The 23,057-nt window shown below is 40.5% G+C and carries 14 protein-coding genes; 11 read left to right on the top strand and 3 right to left on the bottom strand.

What is annotated here, in order from left to right:
• Nucleotides 1-73 precede the first annotated feature (73 nt).
• From IPK35_17345 to IPK35_17295, 11 genes are all read left to right on the top strand, one after another.
• Nucleotides 74-781 carry a hypothetical protein gene (locus tag IPK35_17345; GenBank protein ID MBK8054980.1) on the top strand — a complete coding sequence of 236 codons (708 nt, stop codon included), beginning with the start codon at nt 74-76 and terminating at the stop codon, nt 779-781.
• Between the two features lie 203 nt (nt 782-984).
• On the top strand, nt 985-2,109 hold the full coding sequence (locus IPK35_17340; GenBank protein ID MBK8054979.1) for a hypothetical protein: 1,125 nt from the start codon (nt 985-987) through the stop codon (nt 2,107-2,109).
• Nucleotides 2,106-3,590 carry a hypothetical protein gene (locus IPK35_17335; protein MBK8054978.1) on the top strand — a complete coding sequence of 495 codons (1,485 nt, stop codon included), beginning with the start codon at nt 2,106-2,108 and terminating at the stop codon, nt 3,588-3,590. The genes IPK35_17340 and IPK35_17335 overlap by 4 nt, the downstream gene beginning before the upstream one ends.
• Nucleotides 3,591-3,879: 289 nt before the next feature.
• Nucleotides 3,880-4,356, top strand: coding sequence for a hypothetical protein (locus IPK35_17330; GenBank protein ID MBK8054977.1), 477 nt, complete (start codon nt 3,880-3,882; stop codon nt 4,354-4,356).
• Nucleotides 4,357-4,534: 178 nt separating this feature from the next.
• On the top strand, nt 4,535-9,388 hold the full coding sequence (locus IPK35_17325; GenBank protein MBK8054976.1) for a hypothetical protein: 4,854 nt from the start codon (nt 4,535-4,537) through the stop codon (nt 9,386-9,388).
• Between the two features lie 303 nt (nt 9,389-9,691).
• A complete protein-coding gene (locus IPK35_17320) occupies nt 9,692-15,079 on the top strand; it encodes a hypothetical protein (GenBank protein ID MBK8054975.1) in 5,388 nt (1,795 codons plus the stop codon).
• 311 nt (nt 15,080-15,390) lie between these two features.
• A complete protein-coding gene (locus IPK35_17315) occupies nt 15,391-15,705 on the top strand; it encodes a carboxypeptidase regulatory-like domain-containing protein (protein MBK8054974.1) in 315 nt (104 codons plus the stop codon).
• Nucleotides 15,702-17,021 (top strand): carboxypeptidase regulatory-like domain-containing protein, encoded by a 1,320-nt coding sequence (locus IPK35_17310; GenBank protein MBK8054973.1) that lies wholly within the window; start codon nt 15,702-15,704, stop codon nt 17,019-17,021. Before IPK35_17315 ends, IPK35_17310 begins: the two co-directional genes overlap by 4 nt.
• Complete coding sequence (locus IPK35_17305; protein MBK8054972.1) at nt 16,970-17,710, top strand: hypothetical protein; 741 nt, start codon at nt 16,970-16,972, stop codon at nt 17,708-17,710. The genes IPK35_17310 and IPK35_17305 overlap by 52 nt, the downstream gene beginning before the upstream one ends.
• The gene (locus tag IPK35_17300; GenBank protein MBK8054971.1) at nt 17,683-17,955 is read left to right on the top strand and encodes a carboxypeptidase regulatory-like domain-containing protein; all 273 of its coding nucleotides are present in this window, start codon (nt 17,683-17,685) and stop codon (nt 17,953-17,955) included. The genes IPK35_17305 and IPK35_17300 overlap by 28 nt, the downstream gene beginning before the upstream one ends.
• Nucleotides 17,952-19,331, top strand: a complete 1,380-nt coding sequence (locus IPK35_17295) for a carboxypeptidase regulatory-like domain-containing protein (protein MBK8054970.1) — start codon at nt 17,952-17,954, stop codon at nt 19,329-19,331. Before IPK35_17300 ends, IPK35_17295 begins: the two co-directional genes overlap by 4 nt.
• Nucleotides 19,332-19,611: 280 nt before the next feature.
• Here IPK35_17295 and IPK35_17290 read toward each other — a convergent pair whose 3' ends face one another.
• The 3 genes from IPK35_17290 to IPK35_17280 form a co-directional block, all read right to left on the bottom strand.
• Nucleotides 19,612-20,202, bottom strand: a complete 591-nt coding sequence (locus tag IPK35_17290) for an endonuclease (GenBank protein MBK8054969.1) — start codon at nt 20,200-20,202, stop codon at nt 19,612-19,614.
• 1,103 nt (nt 20,203-21,305) lie between these two features.
• Entirely contained in the window at nt 21,306-22,145 is an 840-nt protein-coding gene (locus IPK35_17285) for a hypothetical protein (protein MBK8054968.1), read from the bottom strand.
• A gap of 5 nt (nt 22,146-22,150) precedes the next feature.
• The gene (locus tag IPK35_17280) at nt 22,151-22,453 is read right to left on the bottom strand and encodes a helix-turn-helix domain-containing protein (protein ID MBK8054967.1); all 303 of its coding nucleotides are present in this window, start codon (nt 22,451-22,453) and stop codon (nt 22,151-22,153) included.
• Nucleotides 22,454-23,057 lie beyond the last annotated feature (604 nt).

Here is a 23,057-nt window from a genome sequence, read left to right as displayed (position 1 = left end):
AACATGAAAGCTAAAATTGCTTCTCTACATTTATTCAAATAATCCGTTGTTAAATTATTAAAATTTTTGTCACATGACCATCACAAATCTTTTAAATGAAAAAGAGCACACACTTAATAAATATGATTACGAAAGACAGAATCAAATTGCAATATTATACAATGCCAAGGCATACAAAAAAAGTAATTTTAATATTTTTTTAGAAAATCCAAATGTGAATCTGGGTTTTTTAGATCATGATGTTTTAGCACTTTTAGAATATAAAGACATTTCTGAAGCCATTGTTATATACCTTTGTTTAGGAGAATGGAAAGAGTCTCACCATGGCATATTAAAAATGATTTGGTCTATGAACAAAGAAATCAAAATTGTTTTAGTTATAGATAATGTTAGAGACTTGCCGATGTCTAATTTATTTGATTATTCGATATGTAGTGTTTTAAATTCTGTGACATTTTTTAGATCTGCCTGTGCAATAAATGAACTGATCTTGAATGATGTATTTTTATTAGACCAAGAAATTAAAACAGCATTGCAAAATCTCTTTTATAAACCTAAATTTGATAGCGCTACAGGAATTTCAAAAGAAGGTTTAAAATATAGATTGAATTACACAGAAAATGAAGTATTGAGACTCTTATCTGAAGGCAAAAGCTATGATGAGATTGCTGTCGGAATCGAAAAATCAATGGATTCAGTTAGGTATTATATAAAGTCTTTATATAAAAAATTAAATGTAAATAATAAAGGTGCAGCTATAAGAATTTATTTAAAAGAATAAAGCTCTATCTTAAGAAAATAAACAGCAAGTTAATGGAATTCAGCATATTGTTGTTTTAATTTCTCTCGATTATTGATTCGAAGGACTGTCTTGTGATATTTGACGGTCCTTTTTTAATTTAATTCATATACATACAAATGTAGGTGTTTATAAAATCTTTAGGGTATGGCAAAATATTGGTGTCAAATTCTTAAAAAGATTTTATGATTTATTTTAAGCACCCAAGTATTCTTTTATTATTATTTATTTTTTCAGGTCAACTTATATCACAAACCAATTATATAGGCATAGGTCTAAATAGTGCCAAAGATTATGAAGAATGTCCAGCCATTTTCGCTAATGCAATGAAACATGCTAGGCAGTGGGTTGGTCTTGATGATAATTTAGCAGCTACAGTGGATGTTGACGGATGGCCCATGGAAAATGCTGAGGTGTTTTTTGGGAATACTGATGATTTACATGGTGTTTATACTTTGACTTTTACGGGTCAAGCAACTCCTACTGGATACGGCGGGACTATAACTAATGTGGTGTATAATGCATCACAAAACAAAACCACTGCAATATTTACCGTAACTGACCCATTAAAGCACTATATTCGACTGAGGTTGACTAATGTTGGTGCAAACGGGGTAAGGGATATAAAAATGATGCGCCCCACTTTTCCAGGTAGCAACCAATCATATTCTCCTAGTACCACATTTACAAATCAAATAAAAGACGCTTTAAGTCGCTTTAATGTCGTGAGGTACATGGATTTTACGGGATCTAATTCAGATAAACAAGACATCAATAAGGACTGGGAGACAAGAACATACCCAGCATATGCAACACAATCTGTTGCATGGAATATAGTGACTTATCAAAAAGACAATCCTATAAATGGAAATGAATGGCATAGTTACCAAGGTAAAGGTGTAAGTTGGGAATATGTCATTTTATTAGCCAATGAAACCAATACTGATTGTTGGATTAATGTTCCACATGCAGCTGATGATAATTATATAAATAATCTCGCAAAGTTAATCAAATATGGAAGTGATGGTCGTAATCCGTATTCTAGCCCACAAGCAAACCCGGTCTTTCCACCATTAAATCCAAACTTAAAACTCTATGTAGAGTATAGTAATGAAATATGGAATAGTGGATTTCCTGCTTTCTCTTATATTGACGAACAGGTTGCTCTCGAACCCAGCAACTCTAATATTTTTTATGACGGGACCACGAATCAAAATTTTAGAAGATATCGTTGGGCAGCCAGACGAATCGTGCAAATTAGCAATATTTTTAGGAATGTTTTGGAAATGACCAAATGCATTCACGTGTGAGGCCATTATATGAATGGCAAAAAGGCAAAAATGACTCAGATTATGGCAATGCTAACAGGACGGGAACACAAGGCCTTATTTTTATTGAAAAAAATTATTCTCGGCCAGTTAATTATTATATTTATGGTGGGGGCGGATCAGGATACTATCAAGCTTCAACCATAGATGAAGGTGCTAGTATTAATAATTTATGGGACATGGGCGAATTTGTGCCCGCAAACTTTGCAATACCAAAATTAGAGTATTCATCATTTATAACATCTGCGTTTGGCATCAAAAGGATAGTCTATGAAGGAGGCCCTTCATTCGGTGACCAAAATGGTGCTGGTGGAATGAATGCTTTGGCACCTCAAGCTTTACAAGACTCTCGTATTAAGGATGAAATTATTTCACATCAAAATATTTGGACACAGTATGGGGGTGACTTATTTACGTTCTTTGTATTAGGTGGTGACGAAAGATGGGGCTTTTTTCAACACCCTACGCATAGTAATTCTTATAAAATGCAAGGGATTGATGCCATAAAAAATGCTCCTGCTCAAGCAGTAGCGATTGGATATCCCATACAAATGAGTGGAACTACAATGATCAGAGGGGATAGATGGATGGTTTCTAATAGAGATAACGGAGGCACTAATTGGAGAAATAGTACTTTATCAGATGATGAATTCTCATTGTCAAGTGGTGTATGGGTATCTTATCCTTTCCATGTCATCGAAAATGGAAATTACGAAGTTAGATTAAGATACAAGACCACGGGAAATAACACATCTAAGGCTGTCTTAGGTGGAAATACTTTAGGAATACTATCATTGTCTAACACAAATGGTCAATTGGCTTATACAGAATGGTTACCATTTAGCACCATTGTATTCGATGCTACTTCTATTCGGATATGGAATCAATCTGGAGCAAACTTGATCATTGATCAAATTGAGTTTAAATTGGCTGGAGCACTTCCTATCTCTTTGATTTCATTTGATGGTATTAGAAAAGATGATACTAACGTTTTAAACTGGATAGTTGCCCAAGAAATTAATGTTGAAAAATATGAAATCGAATACTCAGAAAATGGAATCTATTGGGAAATTGCTGGTACTATTCATGAATTGAATTTCAATAAAGTTTATCAATTTAAGCATAATACAAAAATGCCTTCTGTCTTTTACAGGCTTAAAATTATAGATTTTGATAGTCAAATAAGTTACAGTAATGTTATCCACATCTTTTTTATTAAAAACGATAAAGCATGGAAAGTTTTATCCAATCCAGCTACTGAATCCTTTATTTTGTATGGAGATGAGTATTGTGAGGATTGCTTTATTTACGTTAAAGATGTAATGGGAAGGATTTTACATTTTGAAAAGCTTGAAGCCACAAAACTTAGCATAAATATCAATACTTGGCATTCAGGACAGTATTATTACACGGTGGTTAATGAGAAAGGATTCTTGTTTTCTGGTAAATTTAATAAGATATAAAGTATACAAAAAAAATAAAGAGTGAAAGGTGATATTAAATTATATCAAGCAATCTTGTTAATGCTTATAAAATATAAATATTAATAAAAATCAAAATTTCATGTACATTAAAATGTATATCTATTTCTATTCTATTTTTCTGTAATATGAAATGATCTAATATTGTGCAGCCTAGATAGATCTAATATTGTGCAGCCTAGATAAAAAGAACAACCAATAAGTTGCTTCTTACCTGATTTTTGATAATAGAATAATCATTAAATTATTATTTACTTTAATATTATTCTTTATGAAAGTTTTTAGAATTATTACCATTACATTATTTATTTTATGTGTTAATTTTGGACTAAACGCACAGTGTAGTATAACATTGGATGCTGGGACATCAGGTTGTTATATATCAGGGGGCCAGTCAAGGTCTACGATAACAGTTGAGGTTGGATGGACAAATGCTCCTACAGGACAAAATATCATAATCACTGGTCCTCCTGGATCAGTGCCAGCTACCCGTATTATCACTCCTGGGACGATTACAGTACAATATAATGATGGTATAAGTACATTTGTAAATTCTACTCAATTTATTGTTTCACCACAATTAGTGGCTTTCGAAATACCTGCAAATGGTACAACAGGTTTAAATGTTTCTGCTGCATTTTCAAGCACAGCTAGCTGTAATGCAACTAGTAATCCCTTTAACGCGCCAACGGCTTGTCAACCTTTAGCGTGTGCTTCGGGAAATTTAGGGGGGCACAGTTTTTTTTGATTTTAATGCTGATGGAATTAAGCAGACAGATGAAGTAGAAACTGGAATTAATAATGTCACAGTAACAGCTATTGATATTGATGGTACCGTATACACAACCACAAGCCAACGTTATGGTAGATGGGTGATCACGGGGATTCCAGCAGGAAAATACCCTGTTAGGGTAGAATTTAGTAATTTGCCTGGATATGCTCGTCAAGGTACTCCAAGGGGTACTGATGGAAATACCACAGTACAATTTATTGCTTCAAATAATTGTAATGTGGATTTAGGTGTCTTAAATAATGTGGATTATTGCGACGACGAGCCGCCTATTTTTGTACCTTGTTATGTCAACGGCGATCCATTAGCAGGCGGTGGGGCAGGGAGTGCAGATGCTTTTGTGCGCTTTGACTACGACGCAAGTGGGGCCAAAGACCCTTCCAAAATGGATGTACTAGCATCTGCATCAGAAGTAGGGTCACTTTGGGGTGTAGCACATAATAAATACACCAACAGAATTTTTACATCTGCTACCATAAAAAGACATGTGGGTATGGGGCCAGAAGGATTGGGTGGAATATATGTTCTCAATCCCAATGTTGCTGGTGTCGTCACAAGTTGGAATGTAAATACAGATTTTGGGATCAATGTAGGAACACTTGCAAGTAATGCAACGAGAGGCCTTGGATCTTCTTTATCTGCTTGGAGTGTTGACAATCAAGGTTTTACTAGTATTGGTAAAGTTGGTATTGGTGATATTGATATCACTGAAAATGGAAATCAATTGTATATGGTCAACCTTTTTGATAAAAAAGTATATCGTATAGACTTGACAGGATATAATACGTCAGCAACTACGCCATCTACTGATGCCAACTGGACCATACCAGACCCTGGGTGTACTAATGGGCAGTTTAGGCCATTTGCATTAAAATGGTACAAAGGTCAAGTTTATGTAGGTGCTGTATGCGATGCAAGCAGTGGTAGTGGTACAAAATCAAATTTAAGGGCATATGTATATAGATTAAATCCTTTAACAAGTGTTTGGACTACAATATTTGATTTTCCATTGACGTATCCTAAAGGTTTTCCTACTGCAGATGATAGAACAGCAACAGGTTGGTTTCCTTGGACTGATGACTTTAATGATTTTATAATAACCAATACATCAAGTAATAGAGATGATGTCGTTTATCCACAACCCATGTTTACAGACTTAGAAATTGATGTAGATGGCACACTGGTATTGGGATTTGGAGACAGAGGTGCTATGCAAACAGGATATCGAAATCAGCACCCCGGGGGCGATAATGGTCGTCAATATACAGGGTATGTTGGTGGGGACGTACTAAGAGCTTTTAACAATGGTACGGGTAGGTTTGTACTAGAAAATGCTTCAAAAGCTGGACCTAATATGGGATATGATCCTGATAATAATCAAGGACCTGGTTTTGGGGAATATTATAATGACGATTGGTTTAATGGTGACGCAACTCCAAAACTTAGACACTCTGAATGTGTTATTGGAGGCTTGGCATTGCGTCCGGGTTCGGGGCAGATTATAGTGACACATGTAGATCCCGTGGATGGCATCAGCTGGTCAGGGGGTGTGAGACATTATAATAATACAACTGGCTTGACAGACTATGGGTTTGTCTTATATAGAACTACAGGTGGTACTGCTAATGATGCTGGAACACAAGGTAAAGCCGCAGGTTTGGGAGACATAGAAGTAGGATGTGCCTTGCCTACCTTTATAGAAATTGGAAATAGAGTCTGGGTAGATGCTGATAATGATGGAACACAAGATCCTGATGAATCACCACTGAGTGGTGTCCGAGTGCAACTTTATAAACAAGATGGTACTTTGATAGCTACCACTCTTACAAATTCATCAGGAGAATATTATTTTTCATCTAGTAACCCGCAAATGGCAGATCCAAATTTAAACTGGGTAGGCACAGGGATGGATGCTATGATTCAGCCATCTTCACCTTATTATTTAGTTTTTGGATCAAGTCAATATAGCGGTGGACAATTAGTATTAGGTGGTAACAACTATAACCTTACTGTTCCTAACAACGAATCTCCAGCCCCAGCAAATAATTCCAATGATTCAGACGCTACTTTAGTCAGTGGGCTACCGCGAATTACAATAAATGCTAGCCCCATAGAAGGAGCTGTAAATCATACTTATGATGTTGGGTTTTATCTAACACCACTTTGCAGTGTATCAATCACATGTAACCCATCTCACCAAACGAATTGTACGCCACTAAATGGCGCTGTGAGCACAACAGTCACAGGAGGACAAGGAAACATCACCTACCTATGGAGTAGTGGAGAGACCACTGCTAGCATTACGGGAAAGGCATCTGGAACATATACAGTCACGGTGACAGATGACATTTCTGTTGGATGTACAAGTACTTGTCAAACCACTATCAACAATAATACAACACCACCTACGGTAACCTGCGCCAAGACGGACAATAGCAATTGTGCCACACCAAATGGTACAGCCACAGCAACAGCCACCGGAGTGACTTATTTGTGGAGCAATGGAGGTACTACCGCGATGATCACAGGCTTAAGCAATGCGACCTACACAGTTACGGTGACGAGCACGAGCACAGGTTGTACAAATACGTACTCTGCTATAGTTGCTACAACGACAACCTTGCCTACAGCAACATGTACACCTATGGATAATACCAATTGCGCTACTCCTAATGGTTCTGCGATGGTAACCACCAATGCAAATCAAATATTATGGAGTACAGGCGCAATGACTGCGAGTATTACCGGCTTGAGTGCAGGCACCTATACCGTTACAGTGACTAATACCACAACAAGCTGTACGAATACATGCCAAGCGATAGTAGGCAGCACAGTGACACCACCTACGGTAACCTGCGCAAAGACTGACAATAGCAATTGTGCTACACCAAATGGTACAGCCACAGCAACAGCCACCGGAGTGACGTATTTGTGGAGCAATGGAGGTACTACCGCGATGATCACAGGCTTAAGCAATACGACCTACACAGTTACGGTGACGAGCACGACCACAGGTTGTACAAATACGTGCTCTGCTATAGTTGCTACGACGACAACCTTGCCTACAGCAACATGTACACCTATGGATAATACCAATTGCGCTACTCCTAATGGTTCTGCAACGGTAACCACCAATGCGAATCAAATATTATGGAGTACAGGCGCAACGACTGCGAGTATTACCGGCTTGAGTGCAGGCATCTATTCCGTTACAGTGACTAATACCACAACAAGCTGTACGAATACATGCCAAGCGATAGTAGGCAGCACAGTGACACCACCTACGGTAACCTGCGCAAAGACTGACAATAGCAATTGTGCTACACCAAATGGTACAGCCACAGCAACAGCCACCGGAGTAACGTATTTGTGGAGCAATGGAGGTACTACCGCGATGATCACAGGCTTAAGCAATGCGACCTACACAGTTACGGTGACGAGCACGAGCACAGGTTGTACAAATACGTGCTCTGCTATAGTTGCTACGACGACAACCTTGCCTACAGCAACATGTACTCCGATGGATAATACCAATTGCGCTACTCCGAACGGTTCTGCGATGGTGACCACCAATGCTAATCAGATATTATGGAGCACAGGGGCAACGACAGCGAATATCACCGGGTTGAGTGCGGGCACCTATACAGTGACAGTAACCAATACTACGACAAGCTGTACCAATACTTGCCAAGCCATAGTTGGAAGCACAGTGACACCTCCTACAGTGACCTGCGCAAAGACGGACAACAGCAATTGTGCCACACCAAACGGGACCGCCACAGCGACCGCCACAGGAGTGACCTATTTGTGGAGCAATGGAGGCACTACCTCGACGATCACAGGTTTAAGCAATGCGACCTATACCGTCACGGTGACGAGCACGACTACAGGTTGTACCAATACGTGCTCTGCTATAGTAGCAACGACGACAACCTTGCCTACAGCAACATGTACTCCGATGGATAATACCAATTGCGCTACTCCGAACGGTTCTGCGATGGTGACCACCAATGCTAATCAGATATTATGGAGCACAGGGGCAACGACAGCGAATATCACCGGGTTGAGTGCAGGCACCTATACAGTGACTGTAACCAATACTACGACAAGCTGTACCAATACTTGCCAGGCCATAGTTGGTAGCACAGTGACACCACCTACTGTAACCTGCGCAAAGACGGACAATAGCAATTGTGCTACACCAAATGGTACAGCCACAGCAACAGCCACCGGAGTAACGTATTTGTGGAGCAATGGAGGCACTACCTCGATGATCACAGGATTGAGCAATGCAACCTATACCGTGACGGTGACGAGCACGACCACAGGTTGTACGGCAACTTGTTCCGCAATGGTGGCATCCAACTTAAATCCTCCAAGTTGTACAATTACTCAAAATTCTGAACCTACTTGTAGTAATTCGACCAATGGGTCTGTGACCGTAAATGTATCTAATGGCACTGCACCATTTTCATATAATTGGGGTGGAGGTATTATGGGGTCAACTAGAATGAATCTTGGTGCTGGAACTTATACAGTTACAGTAACAGACTTCAATAATTGTAGCACGACTTGTAGCACTACATTTAATGCTCCTACAGGATGTTGTGCCATAAATCCAATCACGTTACTGAGTAATGAATGCGATGACAATGGCACACTTTCCAAGATAACGGACAATCGTATGTTGGTTGGAATATTAGTAACTAATTTAAATAATAGTTTGTCCAATTTTACAGTATCTGTAAATGGCGGTACCACAATAAATCCAACAACAGGAACTTATGGAGTGCCTCAAGTTTATACATTAGGACCAGGAACTGCTGGCGGTGGTGCAACATTTAGAATTACGGTTACAGATCAAGTAACGGGAACAACTTGTCAAGGATTTATTGACGTGATCGGAAATGTGCAATGTACTGGAGGTCTTCCGAATGACTGCCCAACACCTAAATGTGGAACAGCGACAATACAGGTCAATGGAAATTAAGATTAAGTCTAAGATTAAGTAGATTCTCGGCCTAAATCTTAATCTCAACTGCAATAAAGAATAGCTTTCATAAAGAGGGGCCTTCACAAAAGCGTGAGGGCTCTTTTGTAAATACCCTTATTGTAAATTCCACGAATTAGTACACACAAATGCTATTTATAAAAATAATATAATTTTGTTTAACATCTAAATGTTTTCTTTGGTATTTTAAAATTTTTTAGATAGTGGCTTTTCTATCTTTATGTGTCTAAAGTTTTGAAGATTGAAAAATTTTCAATTATAATGAACCTAAAAATTTTGAGAATGAAAAGCAAAAGTATGACATCCCATGTCAATCTTAATTTTATTAATTTTTATTATAAATTAATATTTTTTTTAATAACAACATTTATTTTAAATGACGCATTTGGTCAAAACTCAAATGTATTCACTTTTGATTGCGGTGATCAACAAAGAGTAGATACTTATGGGCAAGGTGCAAATTTGTGCAATACAAGTCCTGATGCATTAGTAAATATTCCAACACCTTCTAATGTGTATCAAGCAGTGGTCGAAGTTGTTTATAAGAATGAAAATCAAGGAACTACAGTTCAAGTTAGTTCTAACCTTGGAAATTACACCTTAAATGAAGTACAAGTTACGGGTGGATCAAGTAATGTGAGGGTGTATAGAGGTACAATAACAGGCAATGTCACTACTGTCTCTGTAAATGACAATAATAACAGTTGCGGTGATGGTGATGGACTACAATCATTATTGGTTTATGCCTATAGAAATATCAATTCAGGATCATCTCAATCTGGAGTATTTACAGAAAAAAGTGGGTATTGTGACCAACAAAGTCTAACGATTCCGATAAGTACAGATATAGGCAGTAGAAATTTAGTATTGTCAGTGCCAATATCTGAATTGACAAATGACGGAAGATATATGACTATCAGAGCTACAGCAGGTAGCACTGCCAATTCTGTTACGATTAATGGTCCAAATACTTCATTGGGAACTTGCTGTCTCAATATTGTAAGTCTTCCTTTAAATAATGTAGCTGGTAATACAAGTTCAATTACTTTAGAAATCCTTACAGATAGAGCTAATAATCCTGCTAATAATAATCAGTGTGGGCAGTCTTATGTACTTGCTGGTATTGTGACAGCAACAGTAGCGTGTACATCAGATTGTGAATATGGAGATGCTCCATCATCTTATGGTACCATAGGGTTTGATTATGGTTGTGGTATAATTGTGAAAATGGGAACTCTAATTGATGCCGATAATGCCATGCAAAGTAATACAAATGCAAATGGTGATGATAACGATGGTATAGATGATGAGGATGGCGTGACATTCGTTGGAGGAAGTACTTTTACTAAGGGACTTCAAAAGTCAATAACAGTAAATTATACATCGGGCTACCCAACTGCATATATAAATGGATGGATAGATTGGAATGGTGATGGTGATTTTAATGATACTGGAGAAAGAATTATTACCAATAGTAGTGTTTCAGGAAGTGGTAACAGAACTTTTAACATTACTCCGCCTGCAATTTCAAAATGTGGTACATCTTATGCAAGAATAACCATTAGTGCTAATGAAAATCAAGGCCCAACTGGCAATTTTTGTAGCCAAAGTGGTTGTAACGATGGAGAGGTAGAAGATTATATTATTACAATTAATGAAGGAATGAATGTGAGTGTCGGGTCAAACTTTGAGATTTGTAGTGCTTCACAAGTTACATTAACAGCATCAGTTACACCGACCAATCAGGGACCATTTAGCTATCTATGGTCAGGAGGAGGAACGGGCAGTAGTAAAAATTATAATGTTGTGAGTACTTCTACGTACACTGTCACTGTGTCGGATGCAGGTGGATGCACAGCATCATCTTCAGTCAGGGTAACAGTTTTGCCAAGTTTTACTGCAACTGCAGATAAGACTGGAGATATATCATGTACTACTCCAAATCCCCAAGTAAGAGCTTTTCCAACAGGAATGACTTACCAATGGAGCGGTCCTGCAGGATTTTCTTCGACTAGTAGAACACCGACTGTTTCTAGTGCTGGTACTTATACAGTAATCGTGACCAATAGCAATGATTGTACTGCATCAGCACAAGTCACGGTAAATGCCAACAATACCAATCCCAACGCCAATATCACGGGAACAAATACGGTTTGTAATGGTACGAATGCCACATTCACGGCAAGTGGCGCAGGAACTGGAGGAAGTTACTTATGGAGTACGACAGCTACTACAGCAGCAATCACAGTGAGTACCGCAGGCACCTACACGGTTACGGTGACCAATGCAAACGGCTGTACAGACACAGCAACGAGAACATTGACAGTGAATAACAATCCCAACGCCAATATCACGGGAACAAATACGGTTTGTAATGGTAGGAATACCACATTCACGGCAAGTGGCGCAGGAACTGGAGGCAGTTACTTATGGAGTACGACAGCTACTACAGCAGCAATCACAGTGAGTACCGCAGGCACCTACACGGTTACGGTGACCAATGCAAACGGCTGTACAGACACAGCAACGAGAACATTGACAGTGAACAACAATCCCAACGCCAATATCACGGGAACAAATACGGTTTGTAATGGTAGGAATACCACATTCACGGCAAGTGGCGCAGGAACTGGAGGCAGTTACTTATGGAGTACGACAGCTACTACAGCAGCAATCACAGTGAGTACCGCAGGCACCTACACGGTTACGGTGACCAATGCAAACGGCTGTACAGACACAGCAACGAGAACATTGACAGTGAACAACAATCCCAACGCCAATATCACGGGAACAAATACGGTTTGTAATGGTACGAATGCCACATTCACGGCAAGTGGCGCAGGAACTGGAGGCAGTTACTTATGGAGTACGACAGCGACCACAACTGCAATCACAGTGAGTACCGCAGGCACCTACACAGTTACGGTGACCAATGCAAACGGCTGTACAGACACAGCAACGAGAACATTGACAGTGAACAACAATCCCAACGCCAATATCACGGGAACAAATACGGTTTGTAATGGTAGGAATACCACATTCACGGCAAGTGGCGCAGGAACTGGAGGCAGTTACTTATGGAGTACGACAGCTACTACAGCAGCAATCACAGTGAGTACCGCAGGCACCTACACGGTTACGGTGACCAATGCAAACGGCTGTACAGACACAGCAACGAGAACATTGACAGTGAACAACAATCCCAACGCCAATATCACGGGAACAAATACGGTTTGTAATGGTAGGAATACCACATTCACGGCAAGTGGCGCAGGAACTGGAGGCAGTTACTTATGGAGTACGACAGCGACCACAGCTGCAATCACAGTGAGTACCGCAGGCACCTACACAGTTACGGTGACCAATGCAAACGGCTGTACAGACACAGCAACGAGAACATTAACAGTGAACAACAATCCCAACGCCAATATCACGGGAACAAATACGGTTTGTAATGGTAGGAATACCACATTCACGGCAAGTGGCGCAGGAACTGGAGGCAGTTACTTATGGAGTACGACAGCTACTACAGCAGCAATCACGGTGAGTACCGCAGGCACCTACACGGTTACGGTGACCAATGCAAACGGCTGTACAGACACAGCAACGAGAACATTGACAGTGAACAACAATCCCAACGCCAATATCACGGGAACAAATACGGTTTGTAATGGTACGAATGCCACATTCACGGCAAGTGGCGCAGGAACTGGAGGCAGTTACTTATGGAGTACGACAGCTACTACAGCAGCAATCACGGTGAGTACCGCAGGCACCTACACGGTTACGGTGACCAATGCAAACGGCTGTACAGACACAGCAACGAGAACATTGACAGTGAACAACAATCCCAACGCCAATATCACGGGAACAAATACGGTTTGTAATGGTACGAATGCCACATTCACGGCAAGTGGCGCAGGAACTGGAGGCAGTTACTTATGGAGTACGACAGCGACCACAGCTGCAATCACAGTGAGTACCGCAGGCACCTACACGGTTACGGTGACCAATGCAAACGGCTGTACAGACACAGCAACGAGAACATTGACAGTGAACAACAATCCCAACGCATCAATTTCAAAGTCCGGGAATATTTCTTGTATTTTACCTAACTCCACTTTAACAGCGTTTCCTGAGTCAGGTATGAATTATTTATGGAGTGTTAATAATTTAACGACCAGAATAATAACTGTTAATTCGGGTGGAACTTACACTGTAACTGTTACAAATTCTGCAACAGGTTGTTTTTCAGTTCGCGATGTTGTAGTCGATCAAAACACAACAATACCTAATGCAAACGCAGGTTCTGATAAAACACTTACATGTACAACAACAAGCGTGGTTTTAACCGGAAGCAGCACCACCACAGGGGTCAGCTATACATGGGCACCAAGTAATGGGGGAAATATCGTCAGTGGCGGCAATACAGCAACACCAACAATCAAGAGTGCGGGTACTTACACTTTAACAGTAACAAATAATCTTAATGGTTGTACAGCCACAGATTTTGCACAAGTGACATTAAATAATACACCACCAGCTAATGTTAGCGCAGATAACATCGGCGGTCCATTGACATGTATCGATAATAGCGTAACGATACGAGCCTTTCCCAATGTTTCTACTTACACGTACAGTTGGTCTGGACCTAATGGCTATACCTCCACAAGTAGAACCAACAATGTATCCGTAACAGGCACATATAGGGTAACAGTCACAGACACTCAAAATGGCTGTACAGCATCGTCGAGTACAAATGTTACACAAGATACTGATATCCCTACGGCGAATGCGGGAGGAAACAAAACGATATGTAATGGTACCAGTACAACACTCACAGCTACAGGCAACGGTACATACAGATGGAGCACCAACGCGACGACAGCAAGTATCACTGTAAACCCAGTGATAACAACAACCTACACCGTTACAGTAACAGGAGCCAATGGCTGTACCAACAGTGCACAAGCCATAGTGACCGTTACACCACTTCCTTCATCAGGACTTACAGGTCCTAATGAGATATGTGTAGATGAATACGCAGTGTTTAATGCTAGTCCTGTGGTATCAGGAGCAACCTATGCATGGACCTTTGATGGCGGTACAAGTTTAGACGGAGATGCCAATGATCCAACAGAAAGCATCAAATGGGCAAGTACATATCAGAATACATCAAGAACAGTAACCCTTACGGTAACGAAAGACAATTGTAGTAATACTTACACTAAAGCTATTTTGGTAAAAGCGGGTGTATATCTCAATACACAGGCCAATTATCCAGTATGCGAGGGAGGAACTGTCCAGATCGGACCCAATCCAAACGATGCCAATCAGGTAAGCCCGGGAGCCACCTTCCAATGGACGCCAAATTTGTTTTTGAATAGTAATACCGTAGCGAGACCACTATCTACGCCACCATTTGATATAGTATATACATTAACTGCGACGTTAAACGGATGTGCAGTGAGCAGACAAATCACTGTAGATGTGAATGTTAATTTGAATCCTATTGCAGATGCAGGACAGGATAAGACAGTATGTCTTGGCAACAGTGTACAAATAGGAGGTACCCTACAGCGACCCCACCCGCAGGAGCGACAATATCGGGAGTCATCTGGACAGTACCACCAAGCAGTACTATCAGCAGCACACAACAAAACCCATTAGTAAGTCCTGCAAGCAATACGCAATATAGAGTCGTAGTAGTAGCCTCAACAGGATGTACGGACACCGACTTTGTCAATGTGGTAGTACAACCAAAAGCAAAAATCGGTAACTTCGTATGGAGAGATGACAATGCCAATGGAGTACAGGACACCAACGAGCCAGGCTTAGGAAGCGTCCCAGTAAAACTATTCAACACATCCAATGTAGAGGTGGCCCAAACGACGACGAATGGCCAAGGATTTTATGAGTTTGAAGTATGTGCAGGAACTTATTATGTGGAGTTTGGAGCAGTTACAGGATATAGCAGAACGATCGCCAACACGTCAGATGATACCAAAGACAGTGATGCCAATGTAACCAATGGAAGAACCCAAAATTACACACTCAATCCGGGTGACAATAATCCAACAGTCGATGCAGGTTATGTTCCAAATGGCAAGATCGGAGATTTTGTATGGGAAGATAAAAATGGTAATGGACAGCAAGACAGCGGAGAACTGGGAATCCCAGGTGTTACTGTACAGTTGTTGGATCAAAACAATAACGTCATTCGAACCACGACCACGAGTAGTACAGGTGCATACGAATTTGATAATCTGCCTCCGGGCACATACTATGTGCAGTGACACCACCGACAGGATATAGCGTCACCACACCAAATAGTGGAAATGATAACACGGATAGTGATATTTTAGTAGGCAGCAATACGACAGGAGCGATTAACTTAGGCGCAGGTCAAACTAATTTGACGATAGATGCAGGTTTACTGAGGCCAGCGAGTTTAGGAGATTATGTATGGGAGGATAGAAACGGCAATGGCGTACAAGACAGTGGTGAGCCCGGCATACCGGGAGTTACAGTGATGTTGGAGGATGCAAGTGGCAATCCAGCAAGAGATATCAATAACAATATCATAACTGCGACGACTACAGGTGCCAATGGTCAATATCAGTTTACAAACTTAAAACCAGGTGTAGTATATGTAGTAAAATTTACCACACCGAGTGGTTACCAACCGAGCAGTGCAGACAGAGGCGGAGACGACACCAAAGACAGTGATGCGAACACCAGCACAGGTAAAACACCAGGAGTGACTTTAGAAAGTGGACAAAACAATCCGACGATCGACGCAGGATATTACAAACCAGCCAGTCTTGGAGATTTTGTGTGGGATGATACCAATGGCAATGGCAGACAAGACGCTGGAGAGCCAGGGATCAGCGGACTCACAGTGACCTTGACTGGAACAGCGGGAGATGGAACGATAGTCAATCTGACCACTTCGACAGGCCCAGATGGAAGCTATAGCTTTACCAATCTGAAGCCAGGAACATATACGGTTACATTTACCAAACCGACAGGAACAGCTTTTACAGGCCAAGACAATGGAACAGATGACAAAGATAGTGATGCAAGTCCTACGACAGGAAGTACCACCGCAATCACCTTATTAAGTGGACAAAACAATACCACAGTGGATGCGGGAGTTACCAGACCAGCAAGCTTAGGAGATTATGTATGGGAAGACAGAAACGGCAACGGCGTACAAGATAGTGGTGAGCCAGGTATATCAGGAGTGACTGTAAGCTTAGAAGATGCAAGTGGTAATCCAGCAAGAGATATCAATAACAATATCATACCGGGTACAACCACAGGCACCAATGGCCAGTATCAATTTACGAACCTGAAACCAGGAGTCGTGTATGTAGTGAAATTTACAGCACCAACGGGATATCAACCGACGAGCGCAGACAGAGGAAGTGATGATACCAAAGACAGTGATGCTAATGTTACGACAGGTAAAGCTGCAGGTGTGACGCTGACAGGCGGTCAAAATAACCCAACGATAGATGCAGGATATTACCGTCCAGCGACGATAGGTGACTTTGTATGGAGGACAAAAACGGTAACGGTATACAGGATGCGGGCGAACCAGGAATAGCAGGAGTTACCGTGACCTTGACAGGTACTAAGGGAGACGGTACACCGATCACACCGATCACCGTAACCACGGGTACCAATGGAAGCTATCAGTTTACGAACCTTGCACCGGGCACCTACACAGTGACGTTTACCAAACCAGCCAATACAGTGACGACGACACCAGACCAAGGAGGAGATGACACCAAAGATAGTGATGCGAGTATCACGACAGGAGCAGCAGCGCCCGTTACCGTACAAAGTGGTGAGACGAATAATACCATAGATGCCGGTTATTTGAAATCAGCAAGCTTAGGAGATTATGTATGGGAAGATAGAAATGCCAATGGAGTACAAGACAGTGGTGAGCCGGGTATAGCTGGAGTGACGGTGAGATTAGAAGATGCAGCAGGCAATCAAGCTAGAGACATCAACAATATTTTAGTACCAAATGCGACAACTGGCACCAATGGACAATACCAGTTTACCAATCTAAGACCAGGAGTAGTATATGTAGTCAACTTCATAGCACCAAATGGGTATACCACCACCAGCAGAGATAGTGGCAGTGATGACACCAAAGACAGTGATGCGAGTACGACGACAGGAAAATCACAACAAGTGACCCTAAGTAGGGCGAAAATAACCCAACTATCGATGCGGGTTATTATAGGAGAGCGAGTTTGGGTGATTTTGTATGGCATGATTTGAATGCCAATGGCGTACAAGATGCAGGAGAGCCAGGAATAGGAGGAGTAACCGTGAGATTGTTCAATAGCAGCGGCATGCAGGAAGCGTTTACAGTCACAGCAGCGAATGGATCATACAGCTTTACGGGCTTGACACCTGGAAGTTACAGTGTGAAGTTTGATACTCCAAATGGCTATATAGTGACACCAAGAGATATGGGGGCAATGATACCAAAGATAGTGATGCCAATCCGGTCACTGGATTGAGTCCTGTAGTCAATCTGGCAGGAGGAGATAATAATACAACGATAGACGCAGGATATTACAAACTGGCGCAGATTGGTAACTTTGTATGGGAGGATAGAAATGCCAACGGAGTACAAGATGCCTTTGAGCCTGGAATTGAGGGCGTGACGGTCAATCTTACGGGAACAGATGTATTTGGAGTACCTGTAAATAAGACAACGACAACCGATGCAAGTGGTTTGTATGAATTTACCAATCTGGTACCGGGTACTTACACAGTGACATTTGTCAGACCAGGTTCGGCGTATAAATCATCACCATCGAATTCCAGTCCGGACGATGCAGCAGATAGCGATGCTGATCCCGTAAGCGGCTCGGCGGCTCCGGAGTTATTAGTGTCAGGTGAGGATAACAGAACGATCGACGCAGGCTTTTACAGATGTTCCAATGTAGGTGATTATGTTTGGGTAGACCAGGGAGGTATAAAGGATGTACAGGATGCAGGAGATGTAGGAATGAGTGGAGTAAAGGTCGAATTGTATTCTACGAACAATCCTTCGGTGCCGGTACAAACGATGTTTACCAAACAAAATCCGAATGATGCCACTAAAAACGGATATTACAATTTTGAAATATGTCAATTGGGAACATATTTTATAAAAGTACATAAGCCTGAAAATTATGATTTTGTAACACCGAATCAAGGATCAGATGATGCCAAAGATAGCGATGTGATAGATTTTCCAAATCAGACGACCTTACTATTTACAGTGGGCTATGCAGTGACGATAACCGATATAGATGCCGGAATAAAATCAAAAGCCCTACCTGTAATACTCAAAGACTTTACGGGAAGATGGAATCAGACTGATGATGTTAATGAGCTTGCGTGGACAACAATGACAGAGGTCAATAATGATTATTTTGAGATAGAAAGAAGTGTGAATAAGGGAGATTTTGAGGTAGTAGGCCGTGTAAAAGGAAAAGGAAATAGTACGGAGATCAATGTGTACAAGCTTACAGATAGAGAAATCAGCAGGAATGGTGATTACGTGTATCGTTTGAGACAAGTGGATCATGATGGCAATGAAAGCATGTATGGACCACTATCGATAAAAGTAGAAAGAGACAATACAGGTAGAAAGCTGACAGTATATCCAAACCCAACAAAAGGAGCCTATACGATAGAAATCCAGGCATCAGAGGGACAAAGAGTGACAGCAGATATCTATGATAGTACCGGCAAGAAGCTGAGAAGTAAGATCATAGACAGTGTCTCTGACGGAGAATTAATAAAGTACCAGGATACAGGATTAGAGTTAGGTAAAGGAATGTACTACATTGTGCTCAATGTGGATGGTGTTCTGACCAGCAAACCATTGATAGTGATTGAGTAAGTAATCAAAGGTTTATAAAGATCATTCTCAAATTTTAGGTTCGCTTAAAGAAGTGTAAAACTTGAAATTTATTAGGTCAGGGAGCTTCGGAACTTCCTGGCCTTTTTTAATTTATTAAAATTTCTAAAGCTTTAAATTTTTGGGTACCAAATGAGAAATTTATTAACCAAATCCCCTTTCCCAATCTCCATGTCATCAAACTTGAATAAACCAAATGATGTGACTCGATGAGTTTTCCTGACTGATCAGAAATCTTCATAATGACTAGTCCTTTGTAATCCTAAATATCGATGTAAAAAAGTCCTTTTAAAGGATTGGGATAGATATTGACAGTGTAGGTTTTTTCCAGTAAAGCTGGAAAAGTATTGCAATAACATCGTTCAACGAGTGATGGGTCAAAAACAAATGGATTTACATTGGATTGGATGCGGGCGATGGTCATGGATCGTTTGATTTCTGTGGAGTTCTGCTTTGTCCGATCGATGCCAACGGCAGAGATCGGGGAGCATAGAAGTGAAAAAGGTTTTGCTCTTTTTATCAGCTTCAGATTGGTAGAAAGTGTAAAAGTAAAATATAGACCTGGCAATGTCTCCTTTTGAAATTCAATCGGTTCAAAAGCATTAGATTTGGATTCAGAGTACTGGTGAATTTGTGTTCTGGGTATTGTAGTCAAAACTTTGTCTTTATGGATCCAGTATTTGGTTTGATCATCAGGAATATCTGCAAATGGGGCATTTCGTCGAAGTGTATTGATGCTGGCTTTGGTAGGTACCAGGTGATGGAGATCTCCTAGTGCCGGATGTGATGCTGCGCCAAAAGATCTGGGAAATAAGTGTTCGGTTTGGATGCCCAGTTTAGCTGTCAGAGACAAGACTTTGCGTTTGTCGGTGATTGGGATTTTGTACCCGGAATAAAAACATTCTATGGAATCTTGTTCCAGGAATATTTCGGTATAGAGTTTGGTCCTGGCTTCGTCGTATTTTAGGATATTTTTGGGGGTGTAGTATCTTTTTAGTTCGGTGATTAGGGAATCTTCTTTTAGGCCGGGGAAGATGATTTCCTGGCAATTTAAGGAAGGAAGAGAATAAGATTAAGGTTGAGAATAGAAATTTGAGTTTCATTTTAATTAGTTTCGATGATTTAAATGATTTGTATTCCAATTGATTTTTGCCTCGTGCCGGCAGGGCAGATACTTTTTGCATTGCCAAAAAGTATCCAAAAACGCTAGTTCAAAAAAAGGCGATTGCGAAGCATCGTTCATTCCCAAATCAAAATGCTTTTTCTATCGCACATTGTGAGGATTTTATGTGATATTGTGCCAAATGCGATAGACGCACTTTTGATTCTTCACTCACTATCGCTTGTTTTTTGAACAGTAAGAAGTATCCTACAATAAGAGCGCTACTGAAGTAGAGAGCTAAAGCAGCTGCTCTGGACACACACCTTTCTGTATGCGAAAAAAAATTAACCAAAACTCAATCAATGATGTGAAACAATTTAATGGTGGTTCACTAAAAGTGGCCGCTGCCAGGGCAGCGACCACATAACCCAAAACAATGTGAACCATGCAACTTACCTTCTTTTATCCGAGGATGTGGATTTGTATTCTATCCAGTTGCACATCTCACGCAGGCGCCTCCGGACGCGTTCGCCATAACATTTTTCTATTTGTGGTGCAGACAGATTGCTCGTAAAGTGGGACAGCACTTTGCGATTGATAAATAGCTCGTAGTGCATCAGGATGATTTGGCCAAGAACATTGGTGGTGGTGCCGTAATGTTTAACTTCGTCTTCTGCGCCTAGTTCGTCAAAACAGTACGACTGCAGCTTTATGCCTACTTCACAGGTGATATTGCACTCTGCAAACATTACGAAATCGATCTTCGAAAAGGGCTTTTCCTATCCGGGAAAACAGGTGTCGGTAAAACCTGCCATATGAAGCTGGTTCGGCAGTTCATGGGTTATAACGAAAGGTTAAGGATGAAAACATGCCAGGCCTTGACATTGGAGTATATGGATTCCGGTTCTCAGGTCATCATGCAGTATGGCAGAAATTATGTGGAATACATCGATCACAATACGATCCAGAAGCCTGGAGAAGTGATCGTAGTTAAAGTTTGATTGAGTAGTCAGCTTCTGGATCGACTGGTACTCCTGAAGGACGGAGGCCGGTACATCTGATTGTGAATTCTGATGGTTTGCATAATTGCTATTATTTGAATGTGAGGAAATACGGTGGTCAAGTTGGGATGCGTATTTGGGATCTGTGAGTGGGTTGTAGGTGGTATTGACCGATGGATTTGGAGTTTGATACACCTCAAGTAAAACATGCTTCTCAGCAAAGAGCACTCCGCGTCCGTTGATTAGTTGTGACTTGTGTGGTCGAGTGATTCCATTGGTTGGTTTGGCATCGCTAAATGGTATTTCAAGTTGCTTGACGCAAATGGACTGATGATGCGAAATAGACCAAACTATGATCTTAATGCCTTCATTTACCAATTCTAAAGAAGACATACAAAATAAGCCGGTTTCGTACTTTGACTTTGAAGGATAGTATCTGATCAGGTCGAGTTCTGAGATTTCTCTCAATATCCTATAATAGCACTCCTTGGATTTGATACCTGCATATGCCATGATATCATCTCTGGCTGGTGTCATTGGATTGCTGAAAAAGGAATGATTCCACGATCTGAAAAGTGAAATGTACAGTGCAATATGGCCATAATTTATGGCTGGAGAAAATCGGGCAATTTCAAAGAAAAGATCAATGTGGCGGATATAGTTTACAGCTGGAGACTTTGATGTTGTGGACATGTCGATCACTTTTGAAAAATGGAAAGAGATTTAGGTTTTGCTTGCTTTTTGTTACTCTCAAGCAACTGGTGAATGTCTTCACGTTTATAATAAATTGTAGCGCCAACCCTGGTATACGACAATACTTTTGCAATGCGCAGATGCTGAAGCTTGGAAAGGGAAATATTTAGAAGTTTTGATACTTCAGAAGATTTGAGATACTCTCTTGAATTGGACTCGGTGCGCTGACCCAGGAGTTGTTTGAGTTCATCAAATAGTTCTATTTTGAACTGTCTGAGATCGTCGGTGGTGATGATGTTTGCAGGCATGATAAATGATGTTTGATTGCACTGCAAAGGTCAGGGGTAGGGTAGTGCAAAACATATGAGGTACCTAGAACTCATAAGTTTTTTTATGAATAAAAATAAAAAACACAGATTTTAAAATATGATTAAATACATATAATCAGTATTTTACACTATAAAAATATTTATATATGTAATGAAAAAATTTTTAAAACCTATCTAAACAAAATAAAAACCTATGAGGTCATCTGATTTACTTGTGTAAAATTTTGTAGGATAGAAGCAATTCAAAATTCTTCTTAATAAAAATTGGTCATTTGGAAGAATATAAAATAGAATAAAGAAAACTTTCTTTATAATTTCCATACTATAGGAAAACAGAATGTTGTTGAAAATTACCAAAGGAATCCATGAATAGAAATTTGGAAAAGAGTTCTTGGTGATTGATAGTTTTTCAGGCAATTAAAGAACAAAATAATGATAAGATTTTACTCACGAAAATATAAAATAAACATCTAAAAAATGGCCCTAAAATTTATCCAAAAATTGAAGCCAAAAAATGAATATTTTAGAGCTGATTTTTAGTGCTGAAAATCGGGGTCAATTTGATGAAGAAGCCAGCCTAAAA

This window comes from Saprospiraceae bacterium, from assembly GCA_016713025.1.
GTDB lineage: Bacteria > Bacteroidota > Bacteroidia > Chitinophagales > Saprospiraceae > OLB9.
The sequence above is the reverse complement of the archived record's forward strand: the minus strand, read 5'-3'. Positions and strand labels throughout refer to the sequence as shown.